The sequence below is a fragment of the Thermobifida halotolerans genome (genome assembly GCF_003574835.2).
Classification (GTDB): Bacteria; Actinomycetota; Actinomycetes; order Streptosporangiales; family Streptosporangiaceae; genus Thermobifida; species Thermobifida halotolerans.
On record NZ_CP063196.1, the window covers coordinates 3,634,033 to 3,660,687 of the forward strand.

Below are 26,655 nucleotides of genomic sequence, written 5' to 3' on the forward strand. Positions count from 1 at the left end.
CCCCTACGCTTCCTTGAAGGGGAACCCGAGCCGCTTGAGCAGGCTGCGCCCCTCCTCATCGTTGGTCGCCGTGGTGACAACCGTGATGTCCATGCCGCGCTGCCGGTCGATCTTGTCGGGGTCCACCTCGTGGAACATGACCTGCTCGGTCAGGCCGAAGGTGTAGTTCCCGTTACCGTCGAACTGCTTGGGGGACAGCCCGCGGAAGTCACGGATGCGCGGAAGCGCCAGGGAGAGCAGTCGGTCCAGGAACTCCCACATCCGGTCGCCGCGCAGCGTCACGCTGGCGCCGATGGGCTGCCCCTCACGCAGCTTGAACTGCGCGATGGACTTCTTGGCCCGGTTGACCCTGGGCTTCTGACCGGTGATGGCGGCGAGGTCGGTGATGGCGCCCTGGATGAGCTTGGCGTCCCGGGCCGCGTCACCGACACCCATGTTGACCACGATCTTGGTGAGACCGGGGACCTGCATGATGTTCTTGATGTCGAACTCTTCACGCAGGGCCGAGATGATCTCCTCGCGGTACTTCTGCTTGAGCCGCGGAATCTGCGGAGCGGCGATCTCGTTCGTGACCGTCATCAGATTTCCTTACCGGTGCGGCGGGAGATCCGAACCTTGCTGCCGTCTTCCTTGAAGCGGTAACCGACCCGGGTGGGCTTGCCGTCCTCAAGGAGCGCGACATTGCTCACGTGGATCGGCGCTTCCAGGGTGACGACCTCACCCTGCTGGCCACCCGCCTGGTTCGCCTTCTTGTGCTTCTTGATGAGGTTGACGCCCTCGACGACGACGCGCTGCTCCCTGGGAAGGGCCTTCTTGACCTTCCCCGTAGCGCCCTTGTCCTTACCGGCGATGACGATGACCTCGTCGTCCTTCTTGATCTTCATCGCCTAGAGCACCTCCGGCGCCAGCGAAATGATGCGCATGAACTTCCTGTCCCGCAGCTCGCGGCCGACCGGGCCGAAGATGCGGGTTCCCCGCGGGTCCCCACCGTCCTTGATGAGCACGGCGGCGTTCTCATCGAAGCGGATGTAGGAGCCGTCGGGACGTCGGCGCTCCTTGGTGGTGCGCACGACAACGGCCTTGACGACATCGCCCTTCTTGACACCCGCGCCGGGCAGGGCGTCCTTGACGGTCGCCACGATCGTGTCACCGATGCCCGCGTAGCGCCTGCCCGAGCCGCCAAGGACACGAATGGTCAGGATCTCCTTCGCACCCGTGTTGTCGGCGACCTTGAGTCGCGACTCCTGCTGAATCACGTCTGCTCCTGATATGTGCGCGCGGGTGCACCACCCGCGCTCGCTAGCTGGTCCGCCCCACCGCGGCGGTCGGCCTCCACCAACCGACCACCGCGGTGGGTCAGAGATCGCCGCTGCGATCCCTTACTTGGCCTTCTCCAGGATCTCCACGACGCGCCAGCGCTTGGTCGCGGACAGCGGACGGGTCTCCATCAGGCGGACCCGGTCACCGACACCGGCGACGTTCGCTTCGTCGTGGGCCTTGTACTTCGTGGTCCGGCGGATGATCTTGCCGTACAGCGGGTGCTTGACCCGGTCCTCCACCTCGACGACGACGGTCTTGTTCATCTTGTCGCTGACGACGTAACCCTCGCGCGTCTTGCGGTAGTTACGCTCCTGCGCCGTGGTCTTCTCACTCATCCGGCTGCTTCCTTCGTCTTGTCAGCCGACTCCTCGGCAGCCAGCGGCATGATGCCCAGCTCGTGCTCGCGCAGCACCGTGTAGATGCGAGCGATCTCGCGCTTCACGGTGCGCAACCGGCTGTTGTTGTCCAGCTGCCCGGTGGCGGCCTGAAAACGGAGGTTGAACAGCTCTTCCTTCGCCTCCTTGAGCTTGCCGACCAGCTCCTCGACGGAGTAGCCGCGCAGCTCGGTGGCGGTTAGGGACTTGGCCATCACTCCCCCGCCTCTCGCTTCACGAATTTGCACTTCATCGGCAGTTTGTGCATCGCCCTGCGAAGAGCCTCCTTCGCGACAGGCTCGGGCACACCCGCCAGCTCGAACATCACCCGGCCGGGCTTGACCGGAGCGACCCACCACTCCGGGGAACCCTTACCGGAACCCATACGGGTCTCGGCGGGCTTCTTGGTCAGCGGACGGTCCGGGAAGATGTTGATCCAGACCTTGCCACCACGGCGGATGTGGCGGGTCATCGCGATACGCGCCGCCTCGATCTGCCGGTTGGTGACGTATGCGGACTCCAGAGCCTGGATGCCGTACTCACCGAAGTGGACACTGGTACCGCCCTTGGCACGCCCCCGGAGGCTGGGGTGGTGCTGCTTGCGGTGCTTGACCTTGCGGGGAATGAGCATTGTCAGCTCTCCTCGTTCCCGGACTTCTCGGCCTTGGGGGCCTCAGTCGCCTGGGCGGTCGCCTTCTCGGCCTGCTGGCCGCCGCCACCGCCGCCACCGCCGCGGCGACGGCGCGCCGGACGCTCGCGGCGCTGGCCGCTCGCCGCACGCTGCGCGGCCTGGGCGGCCTCACGCTCGGCGCGGGTGGCGGGCGCCTCGCCCTTGTAGATCCAGACCTTCACACCGATACGGCCGAAGGTGGTACGCGCTTCGAAGAAGCCGTAGTCGATGTCGGCGCGCAGCGTGTGCAGCGGCACCCGGCCTTCGCGGTAGAACTCCGAGCGCGACATCTCGGCACCGCCGAGACGACCGCCGCACTGGATGCGAATGCCCTTGGCCCCGCTCTTCATCGCACTCTGCATGGCCTTACGCATGGCACGGCGGAACGCGACTCGGCTCGACAGCTGCTCCGCGACCCCCTGGGCGACGAGCTGTGCGTCGATCTCGGGGTTCTTGACCTCGAGGATGTTCAGCTGAACCTGCTTCTTGGTCAGCTTCTCGAGGTTGGCGCGGATGCGGTCGGCCTCCGCACCGCGGCGGCCGATGACGATGCCGGGCCGGGCGGTGTGGACGTCGACGCGGACACGCTCACGGGTGCGCTCGATCTCGACCTTGGAGATCCCGGCGCGCTCCATGCCGCGGGTCAGCATCCGGCGGATGGCCACGTCTTCCTTGACGTAGTCCTTGTACAGCTTGTCGGCGAACCACCGGCTCTTGAAGTCGGTGGTCACTCCGAGGCGGAACCCGTGCGGGTTGACCTTCTGTCCCACTATCGGGTCCTTTCCTTCGTCCTGGCCGACGAGGCGCCCGCGGTGTCACGCGGCTCGACCACCACGGTGATGTGGCTCGTCCGCTTGGTGACTCGGAACGCGCGACCGAAGCCTCGCGGCCGGATGCGCTTCAGAGTCGGTCCTTCGTCCACCCACGCACGGCTGACGACCAGCGTTTCACGGTCCAACTTGTCGTTGTGCTCGGCATTGGCGATGGCGCTCGCGAGCACCTTGCCCACCGGTTCACTTGCCGCCTGAGGTGCGAACCGGAGCACCGCCTGAGCCTCGTCAGCGGGCAGCCCGCGAATAAGGTCCACCACTCGGCGGGCCTTTCGGGGCGTGACGCGGACGAACCGCGCTTGTGCCCTCGTTCCCATCGCTTTTCCCTCGCTCACGGAAATCACCCCCACCACCGTGGGGCCCTGTGCTTCTTACCTGACCGGACACCCGCTAGCGGCGGCTGCGGCGGTCCTCCTTGACGTGGCTGCGGAAAGTGCGCGTGGGGGCGAACTCGCCGAGCTTGTGGCCGATCATCGACTCGGAGACGAACACGGGCACGTGCTTACGGCCGTCGTGCACGGCGATGGTGTGCCCGATCATCTCGGGGACGATCATGGAGCGGCGGGACCACGTCTTGATGACGTTCTTGGTGCCCTTCTCGTTCTGCTCCTCCACCTTCTTCATGAGGTGGTCGTCGACGAAGGGGCCCTTCTTAAGGCTGCGTGGCATCAGACGTGCTCCTTACCGCTTCTTCTTGCTACGCCGACGCACGATGAGCCGGTCGCTGGCCTTGCCCTTCTTACGGGTGCGGCCCTCGGGGTTGCCCCACGGGCTGACCGGGTGACGGCCACCGGAGGACTTGCCCTCACCACCACCGTGCGGGTGGTCGATCGGGTTCATCGCCACACCGCGGACGGTCGGGCGCTTGCCCTTCCACCGCATGCGGCCGGCCTTACCCCAGTTGATGTTGGACTGCTCGGCGTTTCCGACCTGTCCGACGGTCGCCCGGCAGGCGACCTCGACCTGGCGCATCTCGCCCGAGGGCATGCGCAGCGTCGCGTAGGCGCCTTCCTTGGCGAGCAGTTGGATCTGCGTCCCGGCGGAACGGCCCAGCTTGGCGCCGCCGCCCGGCTTGAGCTCGACCGCGTGCACGAACGTACCCGTGGGGATGTTGCGCAGCGGCAGGCAGTTGCCCGGCTTGATGTCGGCTCCGGGACCGTTCTCGACCCGGTCGCCCTGCTTGAGTCCGGCAGGAGCCAGGATGTAGCGCTTCTCGCCGTCCACGTAGTGGAGCAGCGCGATCCGTGCCGTGCGGTTCGGGTCGTACTCGATGTGGGCGACCTTGGCCGGGACGCCGTCCTTGTCGTGGCGGCGGAAGTCGATCACCCGGTAGGCGCGCTTGTGACCGCCGCCCTGGTGGCGGGCGGTGATGCGACCGTGGCCGTTACGCCCGCCCTTGGAGTGCAGCGGACGGACCAGGGACTTCTCCGGGGTCGAACGCGTGATCTCGACGAAGTCGCTCACGCTCGACCCGCGGCGTCCCGGGCTCGTTGGCTTGTACTTGCGAATGCCCATCTTTTTCGTGCATTCCTTACGTGTTAATCGAGATGAAACGGCACGGCGGTGGGATCAGACGCCGAAGATGTCGATCCGGTCGCCGTCCTTGAGGCTCACGATCGCGCGCTTGGTGTCGGGGCGCTTGCCGTAACCGAACCTGGTGCGCTTGCGCTTGCCCTTCCGGTTGATCGTGTTGACGGAGGTGACCTTCACGTCGAAGATCTGCTCCACCGCCATCTTGATCTGCGTCTTGTTGGCCTCGGGCCGGACCAGGAACGTGTACTTGTTCTGGTCCAGGAGTCCGTAGCTCTTCTCGGAGATCACCGGCTTGACGATGATGTCCCGAGGGTCGGGGATCTTCACTGGTCGTCCTCCTGAGACGCCGCGGTCGTGGTGCCCCTGGCGTGCGCCAGGAACTCCTCGTAACCGGCTTCGGTGAACACGATGTCGTCGGCGTAGAGCACGTCGTAGGTGTTGACCTGGTCGGCGTCGAGGATGTGCACCTCAGGCAGGTTCCGCAGCGCGATCCGGTTGTGCTCGTCGTCGCGCGCGAGGACCACCAGCACCTTGTCGGAGTCGGTGACCTGGCGCAGCGCCTTCAAAGCGGTCTGGGTGCGCTTGGTGGTGACGTCCTCGGCGACGAAGCCGCTGATGACGTGCACGCGTCCGTGCTGTGCCCGGTTGGAGAGGGCTCCGCGCAGGGCGGCGACCTTCATCTTCTTGGGCGTCCGCTGGCTGTAGTCGCGCGGCTTGGGGCCGTGCACCGTGCCACCGCCGGCGAACTGCGGTGCGCGGACGGAGCCCTGACGGGCCCGACCGGTGCCCTTCTGGCGGTACGGCTTCTTGCCGCCGCCGCGGACCTCGCCCCGGGTCTTGGTGGAGTGCGTGCCCTGACGGCCCGCGGCCTCCTGGGCGATCACGACCTGGTGCATCAGCGGAATGTTGATCTTCTGGGCGAAGATCTCGTCGGGAAGCTCGACGCTTCCCTTGGCCGCGCCGTCGCGGTCCTTGACCTCGATGGTCGCCATGGCTTACTTGACCCCCTTCACGGCGGTGCGGACGAGGACCAGGCCGCCGTTGGGGCCGGGAACCGCACCCTTGACCAGAAGGAGGCCCTTCTCGGTGTCGACCGAGTGCACGGTGAGGTTCTGAACGGTCCGACGCACGTTGCCCATGCGACCGGCCATCCGCAGACCCTTGAAAACGCGGCCCGGAGTGGCACAGCCACCGATGGAACCGGGCGAGCGGTGCTTGCGCTGGGTGCCGTGAGAGGCGCTGAGGCCGCGGAAGCCGTGGCGCTTCATGACACCGGCGAACCCCTTGCCCTTGGTCTTGCCGGTGACGTCGACCTTCTGCCCGGCCTCGAACACGTCCGCGGTGATCTCCTGGCCCAGCGTGTACTCGCTGGCGTCGGAGGTGCGCACCTCGACGTAGTGGCGGCGCGGGGTGAGGTCGTGCCTGCGCAGGTAGTCGCCGAGCGGCTTCTTCACCTTGCGCGGGTTGATCTGGCCGTAGCCGAGCTGGACGGCGGAGTACCCGTCGGTCTCCGGGGTGCGGACGCGAGTCACGACAGCCGGACCGGCCTTCAGCACCGTCACCGGCACGACTTTGCCGGACTCGTCGAAGACCTGGGTCATGCCGAGCTTTTCGCCCAGAACTCCCTTGATCTGCTTGGTCGTCATGTCTTCAGCGTCCCTCAGAGCTTGATCTCGATGTCGACGCCGGCCGGAAGGTCGAGTCGCATGAGCGAGTCGACGGTCTTCGGCGTCGGGTCGATGATGTCGATCAGCCGCTTGTGCGTGCGCATCTCGAAGTGCTCACGCGAGTCCTTGTACTTGTGCGGCGATCGGATGACGCAGTAAACGTTCTTCTCCGTCGGCAACGGCACCGGGCCCGCGACCTGCGCGCCGGTCCTCGTCACAGTCTCGACGATGCTGCGTGCCGAGCTGTCGATGACCTCGTGGTCATAGGCCTTGAGCCGGATGCGGATCTTCTGTCCCGCCATGGTGGCCTTTTCGTCCTTCGCTTCAGTGTCCTAGAGGCGCGGCGCCGTAATGGGCCAGTGCGCTCCGGAGGAACTCCCCGTTGAGGCTCTATTCACCTGAGAAACTGCTACAGGGCTGTCCCCTGAGGTGGCATCACCGCTAAGAGCCCGATGACGTCCTTCATGGTGTCGGGCGGCCGAGTCACTGACGGACCCGACCGCCCGACAACGGTCGTGCTACTTGACGATCTTGGTGACGCGACCCGCGCCGACGGTCCGACCACCCTCGCGGATGGCGAACTTCAGACCCTCTTCCATCGCGACCGGCTGGATCAGCTGGACGCTCATCGCGGTGTTGTCACCCGGCATGACCATCTCGGTGCCCTCGGGCAGCGTGACGACGCCGGTGACGTCCGTGGTGCGGAAGTAGAACTGCGGGCGGTAGTTGTTGAAGAAGGGCGTGTGGCGGCCACCCTCGTCCTTGGACAGGATGACGACCTGAGCCTCGAACTCGGTGTGCGGGGTGGTGGTGCCCGGCTTGATGACGACCTGGCCGCGCTCCACCTCCTCGCGCTTGATACCGCGCAGCAGCAGACCGACGTTGTCACCGGCCTGGCCCTGGTCGAGCAGCTTGCGGAACATCTCCACACCGGTGACGGTGGTGGTCAGCTTCTCTTCCTTGATGCCGACGATGTCGACGGTCTCGTTGACGTTGATGACACCGCGCTCGATGCGGCCGGTGACGACGGTGCCGCGACCGGTGATCGAGAAGACGTCCTCGATCGGCATCAGGAACGGCTTCTCGATGTCACGCTCCGGCTCGGGGATGGTCTCGTCGACGGCCTGCATGAGCTCCAGGATCTTCTGGGCCCACTCGGAGTCGCCTTCGAGGGCCTTCAGAGCGGAGACGCGGACCACGGGGACCTCGTCGCCCGGGAACTCGTACTCGCTGAGCAGGTCGCGGACCTCGAGCTCGACCAGCTCGAAGATCTCCTCGTCGTCCACCATGTCGGCCTTGTTCAGGGCCACGACGATGTAGGGGACGCCGACCTGGCGGGCCAGGAGCACGTGCTCCTTGGTCTGCGGCATCGGGCCGTCGGTGGCGGCGACCACCAGGATCGCGCCGTCCATCTGGGCGGCACCGGTGATCATGTTCTTCACGTAGTCCGCGTGACCGGGGCAGTCCACGTGCGCGTAGTGGCGGCTCTCGGTCTGGTACTCCACGTGCGCGATGGAGATGGTGATACCGCGCTCGCGCTCCTCGGGAGCTTTGTCGATGTCCTCGAAGGGCGTGAACGGGTTCAGGTCCGGGTACGCGTCGTGCAGGACCTTGGTGATCGCCGCGGTCAGCGTGGTCTTGCCGTGGTCGATGTGACCGATGGTGCCGATGTTTACGTGCGGCTTGGTCCGCTCGAACTTGGCCTTCGCCACTGGATTTCTCCTAGACGTACAGGTTGCTTGGCTGGACTGGTAAGGGTGTCGTGGCTATTCGCCGCGGGCCTTCGCAACGATCTCCTGGGAGACGTTGGAGGGGACCTCCGCATAGGAGTCGAACACCATCGTGTAGTTGGCCCGACCCTGGGTACGGCCGCGCAGGTCGCCCACGTAGCCGAACATCTCCGACAGCGGAACGAGTGCCTTGACGACACGGGCCCCGGCACGCTCCTCCATGGACTGGATCTGACCGCGCCGGCTGTTCAGGTCACCGATCACGTCGCCCATGTAATCCTCGGGCGTGGTGACCTCGACCGCCATGACCGGCTCCAGGATGACCGGCTTGGCCCTGCTCGCCGCTTCCTTGAAAGCCATGGAACCGGCGACCTTGAAGGCAAGCTCGGAGGAGTCGACGTCGTGGTAGGCGCCGTCCTGGAGGGTCACCTTAATCCCGACCAGCGGGTATCCGGCGAGGACACCGAACTGGGCGGCCTCCTGGCATCCGGCGTCGACCGACGGGATGTACTCCCGCGGGATACGGCCACCGGTGATGTTGTTGACGAACTCGTAGCCCGCGCTGTCGCCGTCACCGTCGACCGCGAGCGGTTCGAGGTCGATGACCACCCGGCCGTACTGACCGGAGCCACCCGTCTGCTTCTTGTGGGTGTAGTCGACCTTCTCGACCTTGCGGCGGATGGTCTCACGGTAGGCCACCTGGGGCTTACCGATGTTGGCCTCGACCTTGAACTCGTCGCGCATGCGGTTGACGAGGACCTCGAGGTGCAGCTCGCCCATACCGGAGATGACGGTCTGCCCGGTCTCCTCGTCGGTGGCGACCCGGAAGGAGGGGTCCTCCTCCGCGAGACGCTGGATCGCGGTGCCGAGCTTCTCCTGGTCGCTCTTGGTCTTGGGCTCGATGGCGACCTCGATGACGGGAGCCGGGAAGGTCATCGACTCCAGGACGATCGGGTTCGCGGGGTCGCACAGCGTCTCGCCGGTGGTGGTGTCCTTCAGACCCATGACCGCGACGATGTCACCGGCACCCACACGCGCGATCTCCTCGCGCTTGTTGGCGTGCATCCGGTAGATCTTGCCGATGCGCTCCTTGCGGCCCTTGATGCTGTTGAGGACCTGCTTGCCGGCCTCCAGCACACCGGAGTAGACGCGCAGGTAGGTCAGCTTGCCCAGGTGCGGGTCGCTCATGATCTTGAACGCCAGCGCGGACAGGGGCTCCTCTTCGCTGGGCTTGCGGTGGAGTTTGGTCTCCTCCGACTCGTCCTTGGGGTCGTGGCCCTCGATCGCCTCGACGTCCAGCGGCGACGGCAGGTAGGTGACGATCGCGTCCAGGAGGGGCTGCACGCCCTTGTTCTTGAACGCGGTGCCGCACAGCACCGGAACCGCGGTGCCGGCGACCGTGGCGCGGCGGATGGCCGGAACGAGCTGCTCCACGGTGGGCTCCTGGCCCTCCAGGTACAGCTCCATGATCTCGTCGTCGGCCTCGGCGAGGGTCTCGACGAGCTGCTCGTGTCCTTCGCGCGCGGCGTCGACGTGCGTCGCCGGGATGTCGACGGTGTCGTACATCTCGCCCTTGCTGGCCTCGTCGCTCCAGACGTATGCCTTCATGCGGACGAGGTCGATGACGCCCTTGAAGTCGGACTCGGCGCCGATCGGCAGCTGGACGGGCAGCGGGTTGGCGCCGAGTCGGTCACGGATCATGTCGACACAACGCTGGAACTCCGCGCCGATCTTGTCCATCTTGTTGACGAAGCAGATCCGCGGCACGTTGTACCGGTCGGCCTGGCGCCACACCTGCTCCGACTGCGGCTCGACGCCTTCCTTGCCGTCGAACACGGCGACCGCGCCGTCAAGGACACGCAGCGAACGCTCGACCTCGACGGTGAAGTCGACGTGGCCGGGCGTGTCGATGATGTTGATCGTGGTGTCGTTCCAGTGGCAGGTCGTCGCGGCGGACGTGATCGTGATGCCGCGCTCCTGCTCCTCCTTCATCCAGTCCATGGTGGCCGCGCCATCGTGGACCTCACCGAGTTTGTAGTTGACACCGGTGTAGAAGAGGATTCGCTCGGTCGTCGTGGTCTTGCCCGCGTCGATGTGCGCCATGATCCCGATGTTGCGGACCTTGGCAAGGTCAAGAGCAGTGGTAGCCATGTGGCTCGTCTTCTCTCGGTCTCTCGTGTGGAAAACCCGCGGGGGTTACCAGCGGTAGTGCGCGAAGGCCTTGTTGGACTCCGCCATCTTGTGGGTGTCCTCACGTCGCTTGACAGCGGCGCCCAGACCGTTGCTGGCGTCGACCAGCTCGTTCATGAGGCGCTCGGTCATGGTCTTCTCACGGCGCTGGCGGGCGTACTGGACCAGCCAGCGCAGCGCCAGCGTGGTGCTGCGCGACGCGCGGACCTCGACCGGCACCTGGTAGGTGGCGCCACCGACACGGCGGCTGCGCACCTCAAGGGTGGGCTTGACGTTGTCGAGGGCCCGCTTGAGAACCACCAGCGGGTCCTGCCCGGTCTTCTCCCGGGCACCCTCAAGAGCGTTGTAGACGATCGACTGGGCCAGGGAACGCTTGCCGTCCAGCAGCACCTTGTTGATGAGTGCGGTGACCAGCGGCGATCCATAGACCGGGTCGGTGATCAGCTGGCGCTTCGGCGCCGGTCCCTTGCGCGGCATTTACTTCTCCTTCTTGGCGCCGTAGCGGCTACGAGCCTGCTTGCGGTTGCGAACGCCCTGCGTGTCGAGCGCACCGCGGACGATGCGGTAGCGCACGCCCGGCAGGTCCTTCACACGGCCACCGCGCACGAGCACGATGGAGTGCTCCTGGAGGTTGTGGCCAACACCGGGAATGTAGGCGGTGACCTCGATCTGGCTGCTCAGCCGGACACGGGCCACCTTCCGCAGCGCAGAGTTCGGCTTCTTCGGCGTGGTCGTGTAGACACGTGTGCACACGCCGCGACGCTGCGGGCTTCCCTTGAGCGCCGGGGTCTTGTTCTTCGAAACCTTGGTCTTGCGGCCCTTACGGACCAGCTGCTGAATCGTGGGCACCGCGTCTCCGTCTTCCCTCTTGACCTACGCCGGTTCCATAGCCGATGGATGCGCTATGACCTGCTGGATTTCCCGTTCCCCCCGACCCACGCATTCGGGCGTGTCGCCCCGGATTCCACGCACGGTGGAGCGAAAACGCCCGACCAGTGGCCGATTGTCATGGGAGGAGGTGTCACGCGCCGCTCTCCCCGTCGCCCGCTGAACAGGGACAGACACAAAAAGCGCACACGTGTGACCCGTAGACTCACGGGCACGAAGTTGGAGACTACCCAACAGAGATCACCCGGTCAAAATCAGGTGACCTCGTTGGGCGTCCGCACTTCGCAGCCTCATGCTGCCGTAGGTCTCCTCATAGTGTACGGCTTGTCAAGAGTGGTCGCGTTGTTTTTCCGGGCCGCACGGACACGCTTTCCCATAGCGTGGGCGAATTCTCGGTAAACCCTCCCACCCTGTCCCGACTCGCCTCCCGGGGTCAGGACAGCAGCAGGGCGCCACCTCCCGCGAGCACGCTCACCGCGATCCCGATGCAGGCGAGCACCGTGCCCGCCTTGACCAACTGCTCGCCTTCGAGGTGGCCGCGCGAGGTCCGGATGTTCCGCTTCGCCTTGGGTCCCAGAACCAGCGCGATCACCGCGAGCAGCAGACCGACGCCCGGGATCAGGGAGAAGATGCCGAGCCACAGGGTCGCGGTGGCCAGACCCTCCGTCTCGGGCCACACGTCGATGTTGTCGTAACCGGGGTAGTCGGAAGCCGTTCCGCCGAGCGGCTCGCTGAAGCCGGGGAACTCCTCGACGATCTTGTCCCTCTTCCGGGTACGGGAGCGTCCCTCCCGTACCGGCTCGGGGTAGTAGCGGTCGTCGACGTCGTCGTAGTAGTCGTCGTCCGGTTCCTCACGCCGGTCCCGGTCGTCGTCGTGGGAGGCGTCGTCCCCGCGCCATCCGCTGCCGTACCGCTCGGTCTCCGGGTCGACCGCCGCCAGAGTCTGGGTACCCTCCGCCTGGTCGAAACGGTGGTCGTCGTCCTCGTAGCCGTCATAGCCGTCGTGGTCGCGACGGCGGTCACCGCGGTCCGGGGCGTCGTAGTCGTAGTCGTCGTAGTCGTCGTAGTCGTCGGAACCGCGGTGGGAGTACTCGGTGTCCCGGCGTCCGTCGTAGCCCAACTCGTCGTAGCGGGACCCGTGGTCCGCGGAGTGATCGCCGTACTCCGTCTCACCACGGAGATACCGTTCGGCGGCCAGGGCGTCGTCTCCGAGTTCGGGCGGCAGAGGAACCGCGCCGGTGTTCTCCTTGACGATCCCTTCCGCCAGGTTCCAGTTGTCGACCTCGTTCTGGGAGGCCAGTTCCTTGGTGCGTGCCCTGGCCTGCTCGTCGGCGATGGCCAGCAGCGGGTCCGCGGACGCGGGGGCCTCCGGGGACGCCTCCTCGTGCCGTGCCTCGGGCTCGGACGCTCCGGCCTCCTCCTCCGCCGCGTCCAGAGTCTCGCCCGACCGGTCCCAGCGGTCGCCGTCGTCATCCGCCGTGTCCCAGGTGTTCTGGTCGGTCTCTCCAGGGCTCCAGGACAACTCCGTGTCGAGGGAGGCCGTCAGGGACGTGTCGACGTCGGCGGGCCGTCCGGCGGCCCGCTCCGCGATCTCGCGCACGCTTTCGGGCAACCGCGGATCATCCCGGCTGAACGCCCAGGTGTTTCCGCTGCCGCTGCCCAGCGACCCACCGAGCGAGGAGTCAGCCGCACCACGCGACTCCCACTCCTCACCCCGATCCCAGTCAGACACCCCGAGATCCGAAGCAGAAGCAGCACCCTCACCAAGACCGCCGCCCACACCGGAAGAAGTCCCCCACCCGGTATCAGCACCCAGCGACCCACCAAGCGAGGAATCAGCCGCACCACGCGACTCCCACTCCTCACCCCGATCCCAGTCAGACACCCCGAGATCCGAAGCAGAAGCAGCACCCTCACCAAGACCGCCGCCCACACCGGAAGAAGTCCCCCACCCGGTATCAGCACCCAGCGACCCACCAAGCGAGGAATCAGCCGCACCACGCGACTCCCACTCCTCACCCCGATCCCAGTCAGACACCCCGAGATCCGAAGCAGAAGCAGCACCCTCACCAAGACCGCCGCCCACACCGGAAGAAGTCCCCCACCCGGGGTAGTCGCTGCCGTGCTGCTGGTGGTAGGGCGGCACCAGTCGGTTCGGGTCGGACGGGGACTGGTCGCTGTCCCTGGTGGGAATGCGGTAGATGCTCGTGGGATCGAGCGGCCGGTCGGTCCGCCCGTCGACCGATTCGGCGCTCCGCTCCGCCGGCGATGCACCGCTGTTGTCGGCCGGAGCCGCGTGGGACCGCTCGGCCCCGGCGGAGTAACCGGTGAGGGAGTCGTCCGTGCTCCGCGGTGACCAGTCGTCGGTGGACCATTCCGGCTGGCTTTCCGGCCCCGCGGTGTCCTCGGCCGACCGCGCGCCGAACGTCGACGACAGACCGAGGTCGTACCCCGAATCACCGGAGGCCGAGGACTCTTCCGGCACCGGAGTGTCCAACCGGTAGGTGGCGCCCCGCTCAGCGCCCGTGTCGGCTCCCCATGCCTCCGGCCCCGCGGTGTCCTCGGCCGACCGCGCGCCGAACGTCGACGACAGACCGAGGTCGTACCCCGAATCACCGGAGGCCGAGGACTCTTCCGGCACCGGAGTGTCCAACCGGTAGGTGGCGCCCTGCACGAACGACGTGGTCGTTCTCTCGGCCCCTCCGGAAGCGGACGGAGACGCCGGGGCGGTCCCGGACGTGTACAAGTCCTCGGGCCGGTAGGACCGCGAGGAGAGGTCGTAGGAGGGCCCGGGGCCCGGATCACCGCCCGCCTCCACGGCGTCGTCCTGCTCGGTGCGTCCGGTCCCGCCCGCCGGTTCCCCCCCGTAGGGGGCCCGCGGCGGCAGATCGAAGGGGTAGTCGCTCGTCGAGGACCCGGATGCCGTGTCTTCGGGCTGCCCCAGGTCGCTCAATGCCGCGGGGTACGGCTCGGCCATTCCAGGGGTGCCGGCCCCGTACCCGCCGAGACCCGGGTATCCGCCGCTGTTCGGGTATCTCGGACTCGACAGAGCGTCGTGGTGATCCGATGACTCTCCACGCGCGGGATCGTCCTGGTCGTCCTGCCGATCCCCGTATGGGTCTCGGTACTCCGCCTGAGTCCGGTACCGCTCGTTACTCGGCTGGAACCAGGAGCCCGCAGCGTCCTGCGTCCGCTCCTGCCCGCCGTGGGGCCGGTCCGGCACTCCCCCGTTTTCGGTCACTGTCCTTGATCTCCCGACCGCACTTGCGCGCCCAACAGATTCTCCCACGAGTATGTCAACCGGTAACGACGGACGGCGGTAGTGCCGCCCTTCTCGAGATGCACTACCGCCGTCACTCAGGCTCAACCGGTCGTCACCGATCGGTTCCGGGTCACCTGTTGTAGGGCCCGAAATCGTAGTCCTCCAGCGGGACGGCCTCACCCGACCCCTGACCGAACGTGTACTCGCTGGGCTCCTCGTAGGAGGACACCGAGTACATCGAGGCCTTGGCCTCTTCCGTGGGCTCGACCCGGATGTTTCGGTACTGCGGCATACCGGTACCGGCCGGGATGAGCTTACCGATGATGACGTTCTCCTTGAGACCGAGCAGCGGGTCGCTCTTGCCGTGGATGGCGTTCTCGGTGAGGACCCGGGTGGTCTCCTGGAAGGAGGCCGCGGACAGCCACGACTCCGTGGCCAGCGAGGCCTTGGTGATGCCGAGGAGGACGGGGCGGGCCGAGGCGGGCTGGCCACCTTCGGCCACGACCTGACGGTTGATCGCCTCGAACTTGGGGCGCTCGACCATCTCACCCGGGAGCAGCTTGGTGTCGCCCGACTCCAGGATGTTCACCCGCTTGAGCATCTGCCGCACGATGATCTCGATGTGCTTGTCGTGGATCGAGACACCCTGCGACTTGTAGACCTCCTGGACCTCGGAGACGAGGTGCTGCTGCACCGCGCGCGGGCCGAGGATCCGCAGGACCTCGTGCGGGTTGACGGCACCCTGGATCAGCTTCTGGCCGACGTCGACGTGCTGCCCCTCCTCGACCAACAGCGGAGCCCGCATGGGGACCGGGTAGGCGATCTCGTCGGAGCCGTCGTCCGGGATGAGGATGATCTTACGGCTCTTCTCGGTCTCCTCGATCCGGATACGGCCCTCCACCTCGCTGATCGGGGCCACACCCTTGGGGATACGGGCCTCGAAGAGCTCCTGCACACGCGGCAGACCGTGGGTGATGTCCTGACCCGCCGAACCGCCCATGTGGAAGGTCCGCATGGTCAGCTGGGTGCCGGGCTCACCGATGGACTGCGCGGCGATGATGCCGATGGCCTCGCCGACGTCCACCGACTTGCCGGTGGCCAGGGAGCGGCCGTAGCACGTGCTGCACACGCCCACCTTGGCCTCGCACACCAGCGAGCTGCGCACCCGCACCCGGGTGACGCCCGCCGCGACCAGCCTGTCGATCAGGGCCTCGGTCGTGTCGCTCAGCCTGGGCGCGATGACCTCGCCGTTGACGACGACGTCCTCCGCCAGCGTCCGGCCGAAACCGGTGTTCTCGACGTTGTGCTTGCGCACGACGGTCCCGTCGGGACGCGCCTCGCCGATCTCCTGCCACAGGGAGCGGTCGGTGCCGCAGTCGATCTCGCGGACGATGACGTCCTGGGCGACGTCCACCAGACGCCGGGTGAGGTACCCGGAGTCGGCGGTGCGCAGCGCCGTGTCCGCCAGGCCCTTGCGCTGACCGTGGGTGGAGATGAAGTACTCCAGCACCGACAGGCCCTCCCGGTAGGAGGACTTGATCGGACGCGGGATCGTCTCACCCTTGGTGTTGGAGACCAGGCCGCGGATACCGGCGATCTGGCGGACCTGCATGGGGTTACCGCGGGCGCCGGAGTTGACCATCATCCACACCGTGTTGTCGGCGGGCGAGTTGGCCTCCATGTCCTCGGCGACCTCGTTGGTGGCCTTGGTCCAGATCTCGGTCAGCTCCTGACGGCGCTCGTCGTCGCTGATCAGACCGCGGTCGTAGTCGCGCTGGATCTTCTCGGCCCGCTTCTCGTAGTTGTCGAGGATCTGCTGCTTGTTCGGCGGCGGGACCACGTCGCTGATACTGATGGTCAGCCCCGAGCGGGTGGCCCAGTGGTACCCGGCGTCCTTGAGGGCGTCCAGCGTGGTGGCCACCTGGACCTTGGGGTACTTCTCGGCGAGTTCGGTCACCAGAGCGGACAGTTGCTTCTTGCCCATCTGGTGGTTGACGAACGGGTAGTCCTCGGGCGTGGTCTCGTTGAACAGGTACCGGCCGAGGGTGGTCTCCAGCAGGTACGGCTGTCCCGGCTGGTGGCCCTCGGGGGCCTGCCAGTCCGCCGGCGGCACGACGTCGCCCTCGACGCGCAGTGTGATCCGCGCCTGGAGGTCGAGTTCCTCCAGGTCGTAGGCCATGATGGCCTCGCCGGGGGTGCTGAAGGCCCGGCCCTCTCCCTTCGCGCCCTCCTTGAGGGTGGTCAGGTAGTACAGACCGATGACCATGTCCTGGGTGGGCATGGTGACCGGCTTGCCGTCGGAGGGCTTGAGGATGTTGTTCGTGGCGAGCATCAGAATGCGCGCCTCGGCCTGCGCCTCCGCCGACAGCGGCAGGTGGACCGCCATCTGGTCACCGTCGAAGTCCGCGTTGAACGCGGTGCACACGAGCGGGTGGATCTGGATGGCCTTGCCCTCGACCAGTTGCGGCTCGAACGCCTGGATGCCCAGGCGGTGCAGGGTGGGCGCACGGTTGAGCAGCACCGGGTGTTCGGTGATGACCTCTTCGAGCACGTCCCACACCACCGGGCGGGAGCGCTCGACCATGCGCTTGGCGCTCTTGATGTTCTGCGCGTGGTTCAGGTCGACCAGGCGCTTCATCACGAACGGCTTGAACAGCTCCAGCGCCATCTGCTTGGGCAGTCCGCACTGGTGCAGCTTGAGCTGCGGACCGACCACGATGACCGAACGGCCGGAGTAGTCGACCCGCTTGCCCAGCAGGTTCTGGCGGAACCGCCCCTGCTTGCCCTTGAGCATGTCCGACAGCGACTTGAGCGGACGGTTGCCCGGCCCGGTGACGGGACGGCCGCGGCGGCCGTTGTCGAACAGCGCGTCGACGGCCTCCTGGAGCATCCGCTTCTCGTTGTTGACGATGATCTCGGGCGCGCCGAGATCGAGGAGCCGCTTGAGCCGGTTGTTGCGGTTGATCACCCGGCGGTACAGGTCGTTCAGGTCGGAGGTGGCGAAGCGGCCACCGTCGAGCTGGACCATCGGACGCAGGTCCGGCGGGATGACCGGGACGCAGTCCAGCACCATGCCCATCGGGCTGTTGCGGGTGTTGAGGAACGCCGAGACGACCTTGAGCCGCTTGAGGGCGCGGGCCTTCTTCTGGCCCTTGCCGCTGCGGATGGTCTCGCGGAGCTTCTCGGCCTCGGCGTCGAGGTCGAAGTTGGCCAGACGCTCCTTGATGGCCTGGGCGCCCATGCCGCCGCGGAAGTACTTGCCGAAGCGGTCCCGCATCTCGCGGTAGAGCAGCTCGTCGCCTTCGAGGTCCTGGACCTTGAGGCTCTTGAAGCGGCTCCAGACCTCTTCGAGCCGGTCGATCTCGCGCTGGGCGCGGTCACGGATCTGCCGCATCTCACGCTCGGCGGCCTCGCGCACCTTGCGGCGCGCGTCGCCCTTGGCGCCCTGCTCCTCCAGCTCGGCCAGGTCGGCCTCGAGCTTGCGGTGGCGTTCCTCCACCGCGGAGTCGCGGCGCTGTTCCAGGTGCTGCCGCTCGACGGAGATCCTGGCCTCCAGGGACGGCAGGTCGCGCTCGCGGGCCTCGGTGTCCACCCAGGTGACCATGTAGGCCGCGAAGTAGATGACCTTCTCCAGGTCCTTCGGGGCCAGGTCGAGCAGGTACCCCAGGCGGCTGGGCACGCCCTTGAAGTACCAGATGTGGGTCACGGGCGCGGCGAGTTCGATGTGTCCCATGCGTTCACGCCGGACCTTCGCCCGGGTGACCTCGACACCGCAGCGCTCGCAGATGATGCCCTTGAAGCGGACGCGCTTGTACTTACCGCAGTAGCACTCCCAGTCCCGGGTCGGACCGAAGATCTTCTCGCAGAAGAGTCCGTCCTTCTCCGGCTTGAGGGTTCGGTAGTTGATGGTCTCCGGCTTCTTGACCTCGCCGTGCGACCACTGGCGGATGTCGTCAGCGGTGGCGAGGCCAATCCGGAGCTCGTCGAAGAAGTTGACGTCGAGCACTTAATTCGTCCCCTGCTCTTGGATTGCGGAATCAGACCTCTTCGACACTGCTCGGCTCACGCCGACCAAGGTCGATACCCAGTTCTTCCGCCGCACGGAAAACGTCCTCGTCGCTGTCGCGCATCTCGATCGACATACCGTCGCTGGAGAGCACCTCCACGTTGAGGCAGAGCGACTGCATCTCCTTGATGAGCACCTTGAAGGACTCGGGGATGCCGGGCTCGGGAATGTTCTCGCCCTTGACGATCGCCTCGTAGACCTTGACTCGGCCGGTGACGTCGTCGGACTTGATGGTGAGCAGTTCCTGGAGGGCGTAGGCGGCACCGTAGGCCTCCAGCGCCCACACCTCCATCTCGCCGAAGCGCTGACCGCCGAACTGCGCCTTACCACCCAGCGGCTGCTGGGTGATCATCGAGTACGGTCCGGTGGAACGGGCGTGGATCTTGTCGTCCACCAGGTGGTGCAGCTTCAGGAAGTAGGTGTAGCCGACCGCGACCGGCTCCTTGAAGGGCTCACCGGTACGTCCGTCGAACAGCCGGGCCTTGCCGTGCTCGTTGACCAGGACGTCGCCGTCCTCGTCGGGCAGGACGGAGGCCAGCAGGCCGCCGATCTCGTCCTCGCGCACACCGTCGAAGACGGGGGTGGCGACCCTGGAGTTCGGCTGGGCCTCGTGCGCCTCGATGGCGTGCAGCCTGCGCTTCCACTCGGTGTCGTCCCCGTCGACCTTCCACCCGTGTTTGGCGAGCCATCCCAGGTGGATCTCCAGGATCTGGCCGACGTTCATCCGGCCGGGCACGCCCAGCGGGTTGAGCACGATGTCGACCGGGGTGCCGTCCTCCAGGAACGGCATGTCCTCCTGGGGCAGGATCTTGGCGATGACGCCCTTGTTGCCGTGCCGGCCGGCGAGCTTGTCGCCGTCGGTGATCTTGCGCTTCTGGGCCACGTACACGCGGACCAGCTCGTTCACGCCGGGAGGAAGCTCGTCGCCCTCCTCGCGGCTGAACACGCGCACGCCGATGACCTTGCCGGACTCGCCGTGCGGCACCTTCAGGGAGGTGTCGCGGACCTCGCGCGCCTTCTCACCGAAGATCGCGCGCAGCAGGCGCTCCTCGGGGGTCAGCTCGGTCTCACCCTTGGGGGTGACCTTACCGACCAGGATGTCACCGTCGACGACCTCGGCACCGATGCGGATGATGCCGCGCTCGTCCAGGTCGGCGAGGACCTCCTCGCTGACGTTGGGGATCTCGCGGGTGATCTCCTCGGGCCCCAGCTTGGTGTCGCGGGCGTCGACCTCGTGCTCCTCGATGTGGATCGAGGACAGGACGTCGTCCTGGACGACGCGCTGGGACAGCACGATGGCGTCCTCGTAGTTGTGGCCCTCCCAGGACATGTACGCCACGAGGAGGTTCTTGCCCAGCGACATCTCACCGTGGTCGGTGGACGGGCCGTCGGCGAGCACCTGGCCCTCCTCGACCCGCTGGCCCTCGTCGACGATGGGCCGCTGGTTGAAGCAGGTGCCCTGGTTGGTGCGCTTGAACTTGTGCACCCGGTAGGTCTTGCGGGTGCCGTCGTCGGCCGCGACGGTGACGTAGTCGGCGGTGACGTCCTCGACGACACCGGCCTTCTCGGCCAGGATCACGTCTCCGGCGTCGGTGGCCGCACGGTACTCCATGCCGGTGCCCACCAGCGGGGCCTCGGCACGCAGCAGCGGGACCGCCTGGCGCTGCATGTTGGAGCCCATGAGCGCGCGGTTGGCGTCGTCGTGCTCCAGGAACGGGATCATGGCGGTGGCGACCGACACCATCTGGCGCGGCGAGATGTCCATGTACTGGACCTCGCCCGCGGCGACGGACTCGAACTCCCCGCCCTTGCGCCGGGCCAGCACCCGGCTTTCGGCGAACGTGCCGTCGGCGTTGACCGGCGTGTTCGCCTGGGCGATGACGTAGCGGTCCTCCTCGTCGGCGGTGAGGTAGACGACCTCGTCGGTCAGCCTGCCGTCGACCACCCTGCGGTAGGGGGTCTCGACGAAGCCGAAGGAGTTGACCCGGCCGTAGGCCGCGAGCGAGCCGATCAGACCGATGTTGGGGCCTTCGGGCGTCTCGATCGGGCACATGCGGCCGTAGTGCGACGGGTGCACGTCGCGGACCTCGAAGCCCGCCCGCTCACGGGACAGACCGCCCGGTCCCAGCGCCGACAGGCGGCGCTTGTGGGTGAGCCCGGCCAGCGGGTTGGTCTGGTCCATGAACTGGGAGAGCTGGCTGGTGCCGAAGAACTCCCGGATGGAGGCGACGACCGGCCGGATGTTGATCAGGGTCTGCGGCGTGATCGCCTCGACGTCCTGGGTGGTCATGCGCTCACGCACGACGCGTTCCATCCGGGCCAGACCCAGTCGGACCTGGTTCTGGATGAGTTCGCCGACGGTGCGCAGGCGGCGGTTGCCGAAGTGGTCGATGTCGTCGGTCTCGACCGGGAACGTGCCCTGGGGGCGCTCCAGCTCCTTCTCGCCGGCGTGCAGCCGCACGAGGTAGTCGACCGTGGCGACGATGTCCTCTTCGGTGAGCGTGCCCTGCGTGATGTCGGTGTCGAGCCCCAGCTTCTTGTTGATCTTGTAGCGGCCGACCTTGGCGAGGTCGTAGCGCTTGGGGTTGAAGTAGAGGTTCTCCAGCAGGGTCTGCGCGGACTCCTTCGTGGGCGGCTCACCCGGACGGAGCTTGCGGTAGATGTCCAGCAGCGCGTCATCGGTGCCGGCGGTGGGGTCCTTCTCCAGCGTGTTGCGGATGGACTCGTAGTCGCCGAAGCGCTCCAGGATCTGGTCGGTGGTCCAGCCCAGCGCCTTGAGCAGGACGGTGACGCCCTGCTTGCGCTTGCGGTCGATGCGGACACCGACGAAGTCGCGCTTGTCGATCTCGAACTCCAGCCAGGCGCCCCGCGACGGGATGATCTTGCACCCGTAGAGGTCCTTGTCGGAGGACTTGTCGACCTGGCGGTCGAAGTACACGCCGGGAGAACGGACAAGCTGGGAGACGACGACGCGCTCGGTGCCGTTGATGATGAACGTGCCCTTGACGGTCATGAGCGGGAAGTCGCCCATGAACACCGTCTGGCTCTTGATCTCACCGGTGTCGTTGTTGATGAACTCCGCCGTGACGAACATCGGGGCGGAGTAGGTCATGTCCTTGTCCTTGCACTCCTCTTCGGAGTACTTGGGCGGCTCGAACCGATGGTCGCGGAACGACAGCGACATCGTGCCCGAGAAGTCCTCGATCGGACTGATTTCCTCGAAGATCTCTTCCAGACCGGACTGCTCCGGAATATCCTTGCGGCCGGAGTTCCGAGCCGCTTCGACTCGGGCACGCCACTTCTCGTTGCCGAGCAGCCAGTCGAAGGACTCGGTCTGCAGGGCGAGAAGGTTGGGGACCTCAAGTGGTTCCTTGATGCGAGCGAAGGAAACGCGGTTCGGACCAAGGGCGTTAGCGGAGGCGATGCGCGAGGCTGCCAACAGGGGTCCTTCCGAAGGCTTGTGGCGGTTGATGCGCGCGCACGCCGGACGCTCCAACAGCCGAAGAACCACCAGACGGGGGTGGGTCTACGGTTTCGAGAGGACCGTGCGAACCGGGCTGTTCGACGCAGAACCAGCCTCTGCGCACGGACTCTGGACGAGGAAACGTCAAAGGGCAGCGCAAAAGGGCAGTGTAGCCGAATACTACACCGCTGTCCAACAGCGTCCCCCATGGTTGTTCAAGACACCTGGCAGCATCGCCGCTGACGGCCGATCCGTCAAGCCCAGAGGGGGCATTCCGGCCAGTTCCGGCAGAGTGAGAGGACACACAGGGCCCAACAGGTGTGAGCCAACCAACATCGGGGAAGGAAACAGAGTTCACGCTTTCGACAAAGAGTCTTCAATCTCCGGTGCATCTCCTGGTCCGGAGCCCCTCAGACCCAACCCCTGAGAACCTCCGAGATCTCCTTCACCTCGGACAGTTCTCCGGTGCACACCGCGATGACGAAGTCGTACGCCTGGTCGTCGGTTGGTTCCAGGCGGACGCCGTTCTTCCGCAGGAAGACTGTCGTCACCAGCCAGGCCGTCCGCTCGCTGCCGTCCACCAGCGGATGGTTGACCGCCAGCGACTGGATCGGCGCGGCAGCCCTGTCGAAGAGCCCCCGACAGGCCTCCTCTCCGAACATCTGCGATCCGGGGCGGTACAACGCGGAGTCGAACAGGCCGAGATCACGGACCCGGGGCGGCGCGCCGCAGGCGATGGCCGCGATCTGCAGAGCCTGTTCCAGCGCGATGGAGCGGACGCTCGTTCGCCGAGCCCGCGCAGCGCCTCGGTCCCAGCGTCATCGCCGTGACTCCCACCGCAAGAGTCCGATACCAGACTGATACCAGGAGCTGATCCCGGGGAAGGCCGCCGCGCACACGGGTCTTCTCCGCCCCCGGACCTTCGTTGGAAGCAGAAAGGCGGCCACCCCTCGGGGCGGCCGCCTTCGCGCGGTCCGAGCGGACTACTTCAGGGTCACGGTGGCGCCGGCGCCCTCCAGGGCGGCCTTGGCCTTCTCCGCGGCCTCCTTGTTCACGCCCTCCAGAACCGGCTTGGGGGCGCCGTCCACCAGGTCCTTGGCGTCCTTCAGACCCAGGCTGGTGAGGCCACGGACCTCCTTGATGACCTGGATCTTCTTGTCGCCGGCGGCCTCGAGGATGACGTCGAACTCGTCCTTCTCCTCCTCGGCGGCGGCCTCGCCGCCACCGGCGCCGCCCGGGGCCGCGACAACCGCGGCCGGGGCGGCGGCGGTGACGTCGAACTTCTCCTCGAACAGCTTGACGAACTCGGAGAGCTCCAGGAGGGTCATCTCCTCGAACGCGCCGAGCAGCTCCTCGTTGCTGAGCTTCGCCATGATTGCGCTCTCTCTTTCTCTACCGGCGTCCGCGTCCGGTGACGCGACACCGAGCCTGCAACGCCGACGCGTACCGCGCCGACCACGGATGGGAAATACGGAGCCTTCGCCGATGCGGGGAAGGCTCTACTGGGACTCCGCTCGCTTGTCCGCCAGAGCCTGGGCAAGGCGCACAGCCTTGGAGGGCAGCGCCTGGAACAGGGCGGCGGCCTGTCCCTGCTTGGCCTTGAGGGCACCGGCGAGCTTCGAGAGGAGCACCTCACGGGACTCGAGATCGGCCAGCTTGGTGATCTCCTCGGAGGTCATCGGCTTGCCGTCGATGACTCCGCCCTTGATCACCAGCGCCGCGTTGTCCTTGGCGAAGTCACGCAGCCCCTTGGCCGTCTCGACCACGTCGCCCTTGACGAAGGCGATGGCGGAGGGGCCCGTGAGCAGGTCGAGGACCTCGCTGCTCTCCAGGCCGGCCTCCCGGGCGGCGATCTTGGTCAGCGTGTTCTTCGCCACGCGGAAACGCGCGTTCTGGCCGAGGCTGCGGCGCAGTTGGGTGACCTGCGCGACAGTGAGCCCGCGGTATTCGGTCAGCACGGCGCCGCTCGAACTCTGGAATTCCTCCTTGAGTTCGGCGACCGCGGCTACCTTATCCGGCCTCGGCATGGGACTCCTTCCAACGGTGAACACCGGTCGAGGTCCCCGTGCGGCGGGCAGCGCGGTTGCGACAGAAAAAGCCCCGGCGCAGGCGCACGGGGCTCGGGACCACGAGCGTGACAGGGCACACAGGAGGTCCAGAAGCTCACAGCAACCTGCGCGGGCCGCCCAACGTGTGTGGGACCTTAGGTCACCCGACGGGTGACGACCAGCGGTCTTCGGCGACTACCAATGCTAGGCGATGCCGGACACCGCGTCGAACGGGAACGGCGGCACGGCGGATCAGCCGCCCATGCTCCCGAGTTCCTCACCGAGGGCCGACATGTCCATGATCTGGTCCTCGGCGGGGAACTCGATGGCGACCTCGGAGTTGAACTCCAGGAAGTCCATCCTGACCTCCGTGGCGTCGGAGTCGACGAACTCGAACCGGTGCGGCAGTCCGTCCTCGCGGACCCACAGGGTGAACGGCACCTCCGTGATCCCCGCTTCCTCGTAGAGGCGACGCGCCTCCTCCCCGGCCTGCGGATCGAGCCCCTCCAGCGCGTCATCGACGCTGTAGCTGCCGGCGTACCTGGTGGTGGGGACGCCGTCGACCTCCTCGGTCCCCTCTTCCTGGACGTCCTCGCTGGCGAGCAGCTTGTCCAGCTCCTCGAAGGGGTCCTGCATCCCCTCCTGCTGCTGGAACGCGTCCTCGCCCGCGTCCATGCGCAGCCAGCCGTCGGTGTCGTTGCCCATCAGCATCTCGCTACCGCGGACGAGGATGGTCAGCTCGCCTTCGGGCGTGCCCATCACCATCTCGACCGTGGGCTCGGGGGAGGCCATGTAGGCGATCTCCATTTCGAGGTCCTCCCCCTCGGAGCTTCCCGTCACCCTGGCGCGGTAGCTCTCCACCTCCTGGGTGTCGTCGACGAGGCTCTTGATCCGGTCGAAGACCCCCTCCGCGGATTCGGAGGCGGAACTCGACGGGGCCGCCGCCTGCGCGGTCTCCTCGGTGTCACCACTGCAGGCCGTCATCGCCACAGCCACCGCTCCAGCGGCGAGGGCAGCGCCAAACTTACGCACCATGTCCTGTCCTTCTAGGCCGCTCTCCGGCCTTCTGTACGGCACAGACCGAGACGACCCTATCCACGGACAGCGACGTTTCGGGCATCGGAGACTTTTTGCACCGCTGCTCCCGTCTCCACCGAAAACGCCGACGGGCGCCCCTCCCGGAGACGGGAGGGACGCCCGTGGACGCGTTCGGCGGTGGAACGTCAGGCCGCGGCGGTGACCTTCACGACGTTGGGGTCCACCGGGATGCCGGGGCCCATCGTGGTGGTCAGCGTGGCCTTCTTGATGTAGCGGCCCTTCGCGGCGGACGGCTTGAGGCGCAGCACCTCGTCGAGGGCGGCGGCGTAGTTCTCCACCAGCCTGTTCTCGTCGAAGGAGATCTTGCCGATGATGAAGTGGAGGTTGCCGTGGCGGTCGACGCGGAACTCGATCTTGCCGCCCTTGATGTCGGAGACGGCCTTGGCGACGTCCATGGTGACCGTGCCGGTCTTGGGGTTGGGCATGAGACCGCGCGGACCGAGCACGCGGCCCAGGCGACCGATCTTGCCCATCAGGTCCGGGGTGGCCACGACCGCGTCGAAGTCGAGGAAGCCCTTCTGGATCTCCTCGACCAGGTCGTCGTCGCCGACGTAGTCGGCGCCCGCGGCCCGCGCCTGCTCGGCACGCTCACCGGTGGCGAAGACCAGGACCCGAGCGGTCTTGCCGGTGCCGTGCGGCAGGTTGACGGTGCCGCGCACCATCTGGTCGGCCTTGCGCGGGTCGACGCCCAGACGCAGGGCGACCTCGACGGTCGCGTCGAACTTGACGGTGCTGGTCTCCTTGGCCAGCCTCACGGCCTCGACCGGCGTGTAGAGCCGGTCGCGGTCGATCTGCTCGGCCGCTTTGCGGTAGACCTTGCTGCGCTTCACGAGTACTCCTGTTGAGAGGTTTGTGGTGTGGGCCAGCGCCTGGCCCTGCCACGGAAGGAACGGGAAGAAGAGGGAGCGCCGGACGGCGGCCCGGCTACTTGACCTCGATGCCCATGGAGCGGGCGGTGCCGGCGATGATCTTCTCGGCGGCGTCCAGGTTGTCGGTGTTCAGGTCGGGCAGCTTGGTCTGCGCGATCTCCCGGACCTGGTCGCGGGTGATGGAACCGGCGGTGCTGCGGCTCGGGTCGGTGGCGCCCTTGTCCACACCGGCGGCCTTGAGGATGAGCGTGGGCGCGGGCGGCGTCTTGGTGATGAAGCTGAAGGTGCGGTCCTCGTAGATGGAGATCTCTACGGGGATGACGCTGCCGCGCTGGGACTCGGTGGCGGCGTTGTACTGCTTGCAGAAGTCCATGATGTTGACGCCGTGCGGACCGAGCGCGGTACCGACGGGCGGCGCCGGGGTGGCCTGGCCAGCGGGAAGCTGGACCTTCACCAGAGCCGCGAGCTTCTTCTTCGGAGGCATTTCGGGTCCTTGTCTGATTCGCGAGTGATCGTGGCCCCGGGCCCCGCGTGCGCGGCGGGGCGCACGGCCGCACCGTGACCAGGGCAGCCGGTGCTGTGGAAGCGCCCCCGGGCACACGGGGGCGTGCGCGACCGCCGGGACCGTGCCGGCCGCGCGGGCGCCC

Annotated in this window: 27 protein-coding genes; all 27 read right to left on the reverse strand. The window is 66.9% G+C overall.

Annotation, left to right across the window (positions count from 1 at the left end; genetic code table 11):
- Positions 1–3: 3 nt before the first annotated feature.
- On the reverse strand, positions 4–579 hold the full coding sequence (gene rplE, locus NI17_RS16235) for a 50S ribosomal protein L5 (RefSeq protein WP_068688306.1): 576 nt from the start codon (positions 577–579) through the stop codon (positions 4–6).
- Positions 579–884 carry a 50S ribosomal protein L24 gene (rplX, locus tag NI17_RS16240; RefSeq protein ID WP_068688304.1) on the reverse strand — a complete coding sequence of 102 codons (306 nt, stop codon included), beginning with the start codon at positions 882–884 and terminating at the stop codon, positions 579–581. Before rplX ends, rplE begins: the two co-directional genes overlap by 1 nt.
- A gap of 3 nt (positions 885–887) precedes the next feature.
- A complete protein-coding gene (rplN, locus tag NI17_RS16245; RefSeq protein WP_068688301.1) occupies positions 888–1,256 on the reverse strand; it encodes a 50S ribosomal protein L14 in 369 nt (122 codons plus the stop codon).
- A 123-nt stretch (positions 1,257–1,379) separates the two neighbouring features.
- Positions 1,380–1,655, reverse strand: a complete 276-nt coding sequence (gene rpsQ, locus NI17_RS16250; RefSeq protein WP_068688299.1) for a 30S ribosomal protein S17 — start codon at positions 1,653–1,655, stop codon at positions 1,380–1,382.
- Complete coding sequence (rpmC, locus tag NI17_RS16255) at positions 1,652–1,909, reverse strand: 50S ribosomal protein L29 (protein WP_068688297.1); 258 nt, start codon at positions 1,907–1,909, stop codon at positions 1,652–1,654. Before rpmC ends, rpsQ begins: the two co-directional genes overlap by 4 nt.
- Positions 1,909–2,325: a 50S ribosomal protein L16 gene (gene rplP, locus NI17_RS16260; protein WP_068688295.1), complete on the reverse strand. Its 417-nt coding sequence runs from the start codon at positions 2,323–2,325 to the stop codon at positions 1,909–1,911. Before rplP ends, rpmC begins: the two co-directional genes overlap by 1 nt.
- 2 nt (positions 2,326–2,327) lie before the next feature.
- Entirely contained in the window at positions 2,328–3,134 is an 807-nt protein-coding gene (gene rpsC, locus NI17_RS16265; protein WP_068688293.1) for a 30S ribosomal protein S3, read from the reverse strand.
- Positions 3,134–3,511 (reverse strand): 50S ribosomal protein L22, encoded by a 378-nt coding sequence (gene rplV / locus NI17_RS16270; protein WP_068688291.1) that lies wholly within the window; start codon positions 3,509–3,511, stop codon positions 3,134–3,136. Before rplV ends, rpsC begins: the two co-directional genes overlap by 1 nt.
- Before the next feature lie 73 nt (positions 3,512–3,584).
- Positions 3,585–3,863, reverse strand: coding sequence for a 30S ribosomal protein S19 (gene rpsS / locus NI17_RS16275; RefSeq protein ID WP_068688289.1), 279 nt, complete (start codon positions 3,861–3,863; stop codon positions 3,585–3,587).
- 12 nt (positions 3,864–3,875) lie between these two features.
- On the reverse strand, positions 3,876–4,709 hold the full coding sequence (gene rplB, locus NI17_RS16280) for a 50S ribosomal protein L2 (RefSeq protein WP_068688287.1): 834 nt from the start codon (positions 4,707–4,709) through the stop codon (positions 3,876–3,878).
- Positions 4,710–4,763: 54 nt separating this feature from the next.
- A complete protein-coding gene (gene rplW, locus NI17_RS16285) occupies positions 4,764–5,054 on the reverse strand; it encodes a 50S ribosomal protein L23 (protein ID WP_068688285.1) in 291 nt (96 codons plus the stop codon).
- Positions 5,051–5,719, reverse strand: a complete 669-nt coding sequence (rplD, locus tag NI17_RS16290; RefSeq protein WP_068688283.1) for a 50S ribosomal protein L4 — start codon at positions 5,717–5,719, stop codon at positions 5,051–5,053. Before rplD ends, rplW begins: the two co-directional genes overlap by 4 nt.
- Positions 5,720–5,722: 3 nt before the next feature.
- Positions 5,723–6,373, reverse strand: a complete 651-nt coding sequence (gene rplC / locus NI17_RS16295; RefSeq protein ID WP_068688281.1) for a 50S ribosomal protein L3 — start codon at positions 6,371–6,373, stop codon at positions 5,723–5,725.
- Between the two features lie 14 nt (positions 6,374–6,387).
- Positions 6,388–6,696, reverse strand: a complete 309-nt coding sequence (gene rpsJ, locus NI17_RS16300) for a 30S ribosomal protein S10 (RefSeq protein ID WP_068688279.1) — start codon at positions 6,694–6,696, stop codon at positions 6,388–6,390.
- Positions 6,697–6,912: 216 nt separating this feature from the next.
- Positions 6,913–8,106 (reverse strand): elongation factor Tu, encoded by a 1,194-nt coding sequence (gene tuf / locus NI17_RS16305; RefSeq protein WP_068688277.1) that lies wholly within the window; start codon positions 8,104–8,106, stop codon positions 6,913–6,915.
- A gap of 54 nt (positions 8,107–8,160) precedes the next feature.
- Complete coding sequence (gene fusA, locus NI17_RS16310) at positions 8,161–10,275, reverse strand: elongation factor G (RefSeq protein ID WP_068688275.1); 2,115 nt, start codon at positions 10,273–10,275, stop codon at positions 8,161–8,163.
- A 45-nt stretch (positions 10,276–10,320) separates the two neighbouring features.
- Positions 10,321–10,791 carry a 30S ribosomal protein S7 gene (gene rpsG, locus NI17_RS16315; RefSeq protein ID WP_068756715.1) on the reverse strand — a complete coding sequence of 157 codons (471 nt, stop codon included), beginning with the start codon at positions 10,789–10,791 and terminating at the stop codon, positions 10,321–10,323.
- Positions 10,792–11,163 (reverse strand): 30S ribosomal protein S12, encoded by a 372-nt coding sequence (rpsL, locus tag NI17_RS16320; RefSeq protein ID WP_011293074.1) that lies wholly within the window; start codon positions 11,161–11,163, stop codon positions 10,792–10,794. It lies immediately after the preceding gene.
- 472 nt (positions 11,164–11,635) lie between these two features.
- Entirely contained in the window at positions 11,636–14,179 is a 2,544-nt protein-coding gene (locus tag NI17_RS16325; RefSeq protein ID WP_243597527.1) for a hypothetical protein, read from the reverse strand.
- 415 nt (positions 14,180–14,594) lie between these two features.
- A complete protein-coding gene (locus NI17_RS16330; protein WP_119268204.1) occupies positions 14,595–18,470 on the reverse strand; it encodes a DNA-directed RNA polymerase subunit beta' in 3,876 nt (1,291 codons plus the stop codon).
- Positions 18,471–18,501: 31 nt separating this feature from the next.
- Positions 18,502–21,969, reverse strand: a complete 3,468-nt coding sequence (rpoB, locus tag NI17_RS16335; protein ID WP_068688266.1) for a DNA-directed RNA polymerase subunit beta — start codon at positions 21,967–21,969, stop codon at positions 18,502–18,504.
- A 434-nt stretch (positions 21,970–22,403) separates the two neighbouring features.
- The gene (locus NI17_RS16340; protein WP_068688264.1) at positions 22,404–22,763 is read right to left on the reverse strand and encodes a type II toxin-antitoxin system death-on-curing family toxin; all 360 of its coding nucleotides are present in this window, start codon (positions 22,761–22,763) and stop codon (positions 22,404–22,406) included.
- Between the two features lie 213 nt (positions 22,764–22,976).
- A complete protein-coding gene (gene rplL, locus NI17_RS16345) occupies positions 22,977–23,366 on the reverse strand; it encodes a 50S ribosomal protein L7/L12 (protein ID WP_068688262.1) in 390 nt (129 codons plus the stop codon).
- Positions 23,367–23,492: 126 nt separating this feature from the next.
- Positions 23,493–24,020 (reverse strand): 50S ribosomal protein L10, encoded by a 528-nt coding sequence (rplJ, locus tag NI17_RS16350; protein ID WP_068688260.1) that lies wholly within the window; start codon positions 24,018–24,020, stop codon positions 23,493–23,495.
- A 273-nt stretch (positions 24,021–24,293) separates the two neighbouring features.
- The gene (locus tag NI17_RS16355) at positions 24,294–25,076 is read right to left on the reverse strand and encodes an SCO4651 family lipoprotein (RefSeq protein WP_068688258.1); all 783 of its coding nucleotides are present in this window, start codon (positions 25,074–25,076) and stop codon (positions 24,294–24,296) included.
- Between the two features lie 188 nt (positions 25,077–25,264).
- Positions 25,265–25,969, reverse strand: coding sequence for a 50S ribosomal protein L1 (gene rplA, locus NI17_RS16360; protein WP_068688256.1), 705 nt, complete (start codon positions 25,967–25,969; stop codon positions 25,265–25,267).
- 94 nt (positions 25,970–26,063) lie between these two features.
- Complete coding sequence (gene rplK / locus NI17_RS16365) at positions 26,064–26,492, reverse strand: 50S ribosomal protein L11 (protein ID WP_068688254.1); 429 nt, start codon at positions 26,490–26,492, stop codon at positions 26,064–26,066.
- Positions 26,493–26,655 lie beyond the last annotated feature (163 nt).

Bases quoted from the DNA above. Each gene is read 5' to 3' on its own strand.
- rpsQ (WP_068688299.1), bottom strand. From the start codon at position 1,655: ATGAGTGAGAAGACCACGGCGCAGGAGCGTAACTACCGCAAGACGCGC.
- NI17_RS16355 (WP_068688258.1), bottom strand. From the start codon at position 25,076: ATGGTGCGTAAGTTTGGCGCTGCCCTCGCCGCTGGAGCGGTGGCTGTG.
- rpsJ (WP_068688279.1), bottom strand. From the start codon at position 6,696: ATGGCGGGACAGAAGATCCGCATCCGGCTCAAGGCCTATGACCACGAG.
- rplV (WP_068688291.1), bottom strand. From the start codon at position 3,511: ATGGGAACGAGGGCACAAGCGCGGTTCGTCCGCGTCACGCCCCGAAAG.
- rpsS (WP_068688289.1), bottom strand. From the start codon at position 3,863: ATGCCACGCAGCCTTAAGAAGGGCCCCTTCGTCGACGACCACCTCATG.
- rplE (WP_068688306.1), bottom strand. From the start codon at position 579: ATGACGGTCACGAACGAGATCGCCGCTCCGCAGATTCCGCGGCTCAAG.
- rplC (WP_068688281.1), bottom strand. From the start codon at position 6,373: ATGACGACCAAGCAGATCAAGGGAGTTCTGGGCGAAAAGCTCGGCATG.
- rplD (WP_068688283.1), bottom strand. From the start codon at position 5,719: ATGGCGACCATCGAGGTCAAGGACCGCGACGGCGCGGCCAAGGGAAGC.
- rplK (WP_068688254.1), bottom strand. From the start codon at position 26,492: ATGCCTCCGAAGAAGAAGCTCGCGGCTCTGGTGAAGGTCCAGCTTCCC.
- NI17_RS16325 (WP_243597527.1), bottom strand. From the start codon at position 14,179: ATGGCCGAGCCGTACCCCGCGGCATTGAGCGACCTGGGGCAGCCCGAA.
- fusA (WP_068688275.1), bottom strand. From the start codon at position 10,275: ATGGCTACCACTGCTCTTGACCTTGCCAAGGTCCGCAACATCGGGATC.
- rpsG (WP_068756715.1), bottom strand. From the start codon at position 10,791: ATGCCGCGCAAGGGACCGGCGCCGAAGCGCCAGCTGATCACCGACCCG.
- rplJ (WP_068688260.1), bottom strand. From the start codon at position 24,020: ATGCCGAGGCCGGATAAGGTAGCCGCGGTCGCCGAACTCAAGGAGGAA.
- rpmC (WP_068688297.1), bottom strand. From the start codon at position 1,909: ATGGCCAAGTCCCTAACCGCCACCGAGCTGCGCGGCTACTCCGTCGAG.
- rplL (WP_068688262.1), bottom strand. From the start codon at position 23,366: ATGGCGAAGCTCAGCAACGAGGAGCTGCTCGGCGCGTTCGAGGAGATG.
- rplX (WP_068688304.1), bottom strand. From the start codon at position 884: ATGAAGATCAAGAAGGACGACGAGGTCATCGTCATCGCCGGTAAGGAC.
- rplP (WP_068688295.1), bottom strand. From the start codon at position 2,325: ATGCTCATTCCCCGCAAGGTCAAGCACCGCAAGCAGCACCACCCCAGC.
- rplB (WP_068688287.1), bottom strand. From the start codon at position 4,709: ATGGGCATTCGCAAGTACAAGCCAACGAGCCCGGGACGCCGCGGGTCG.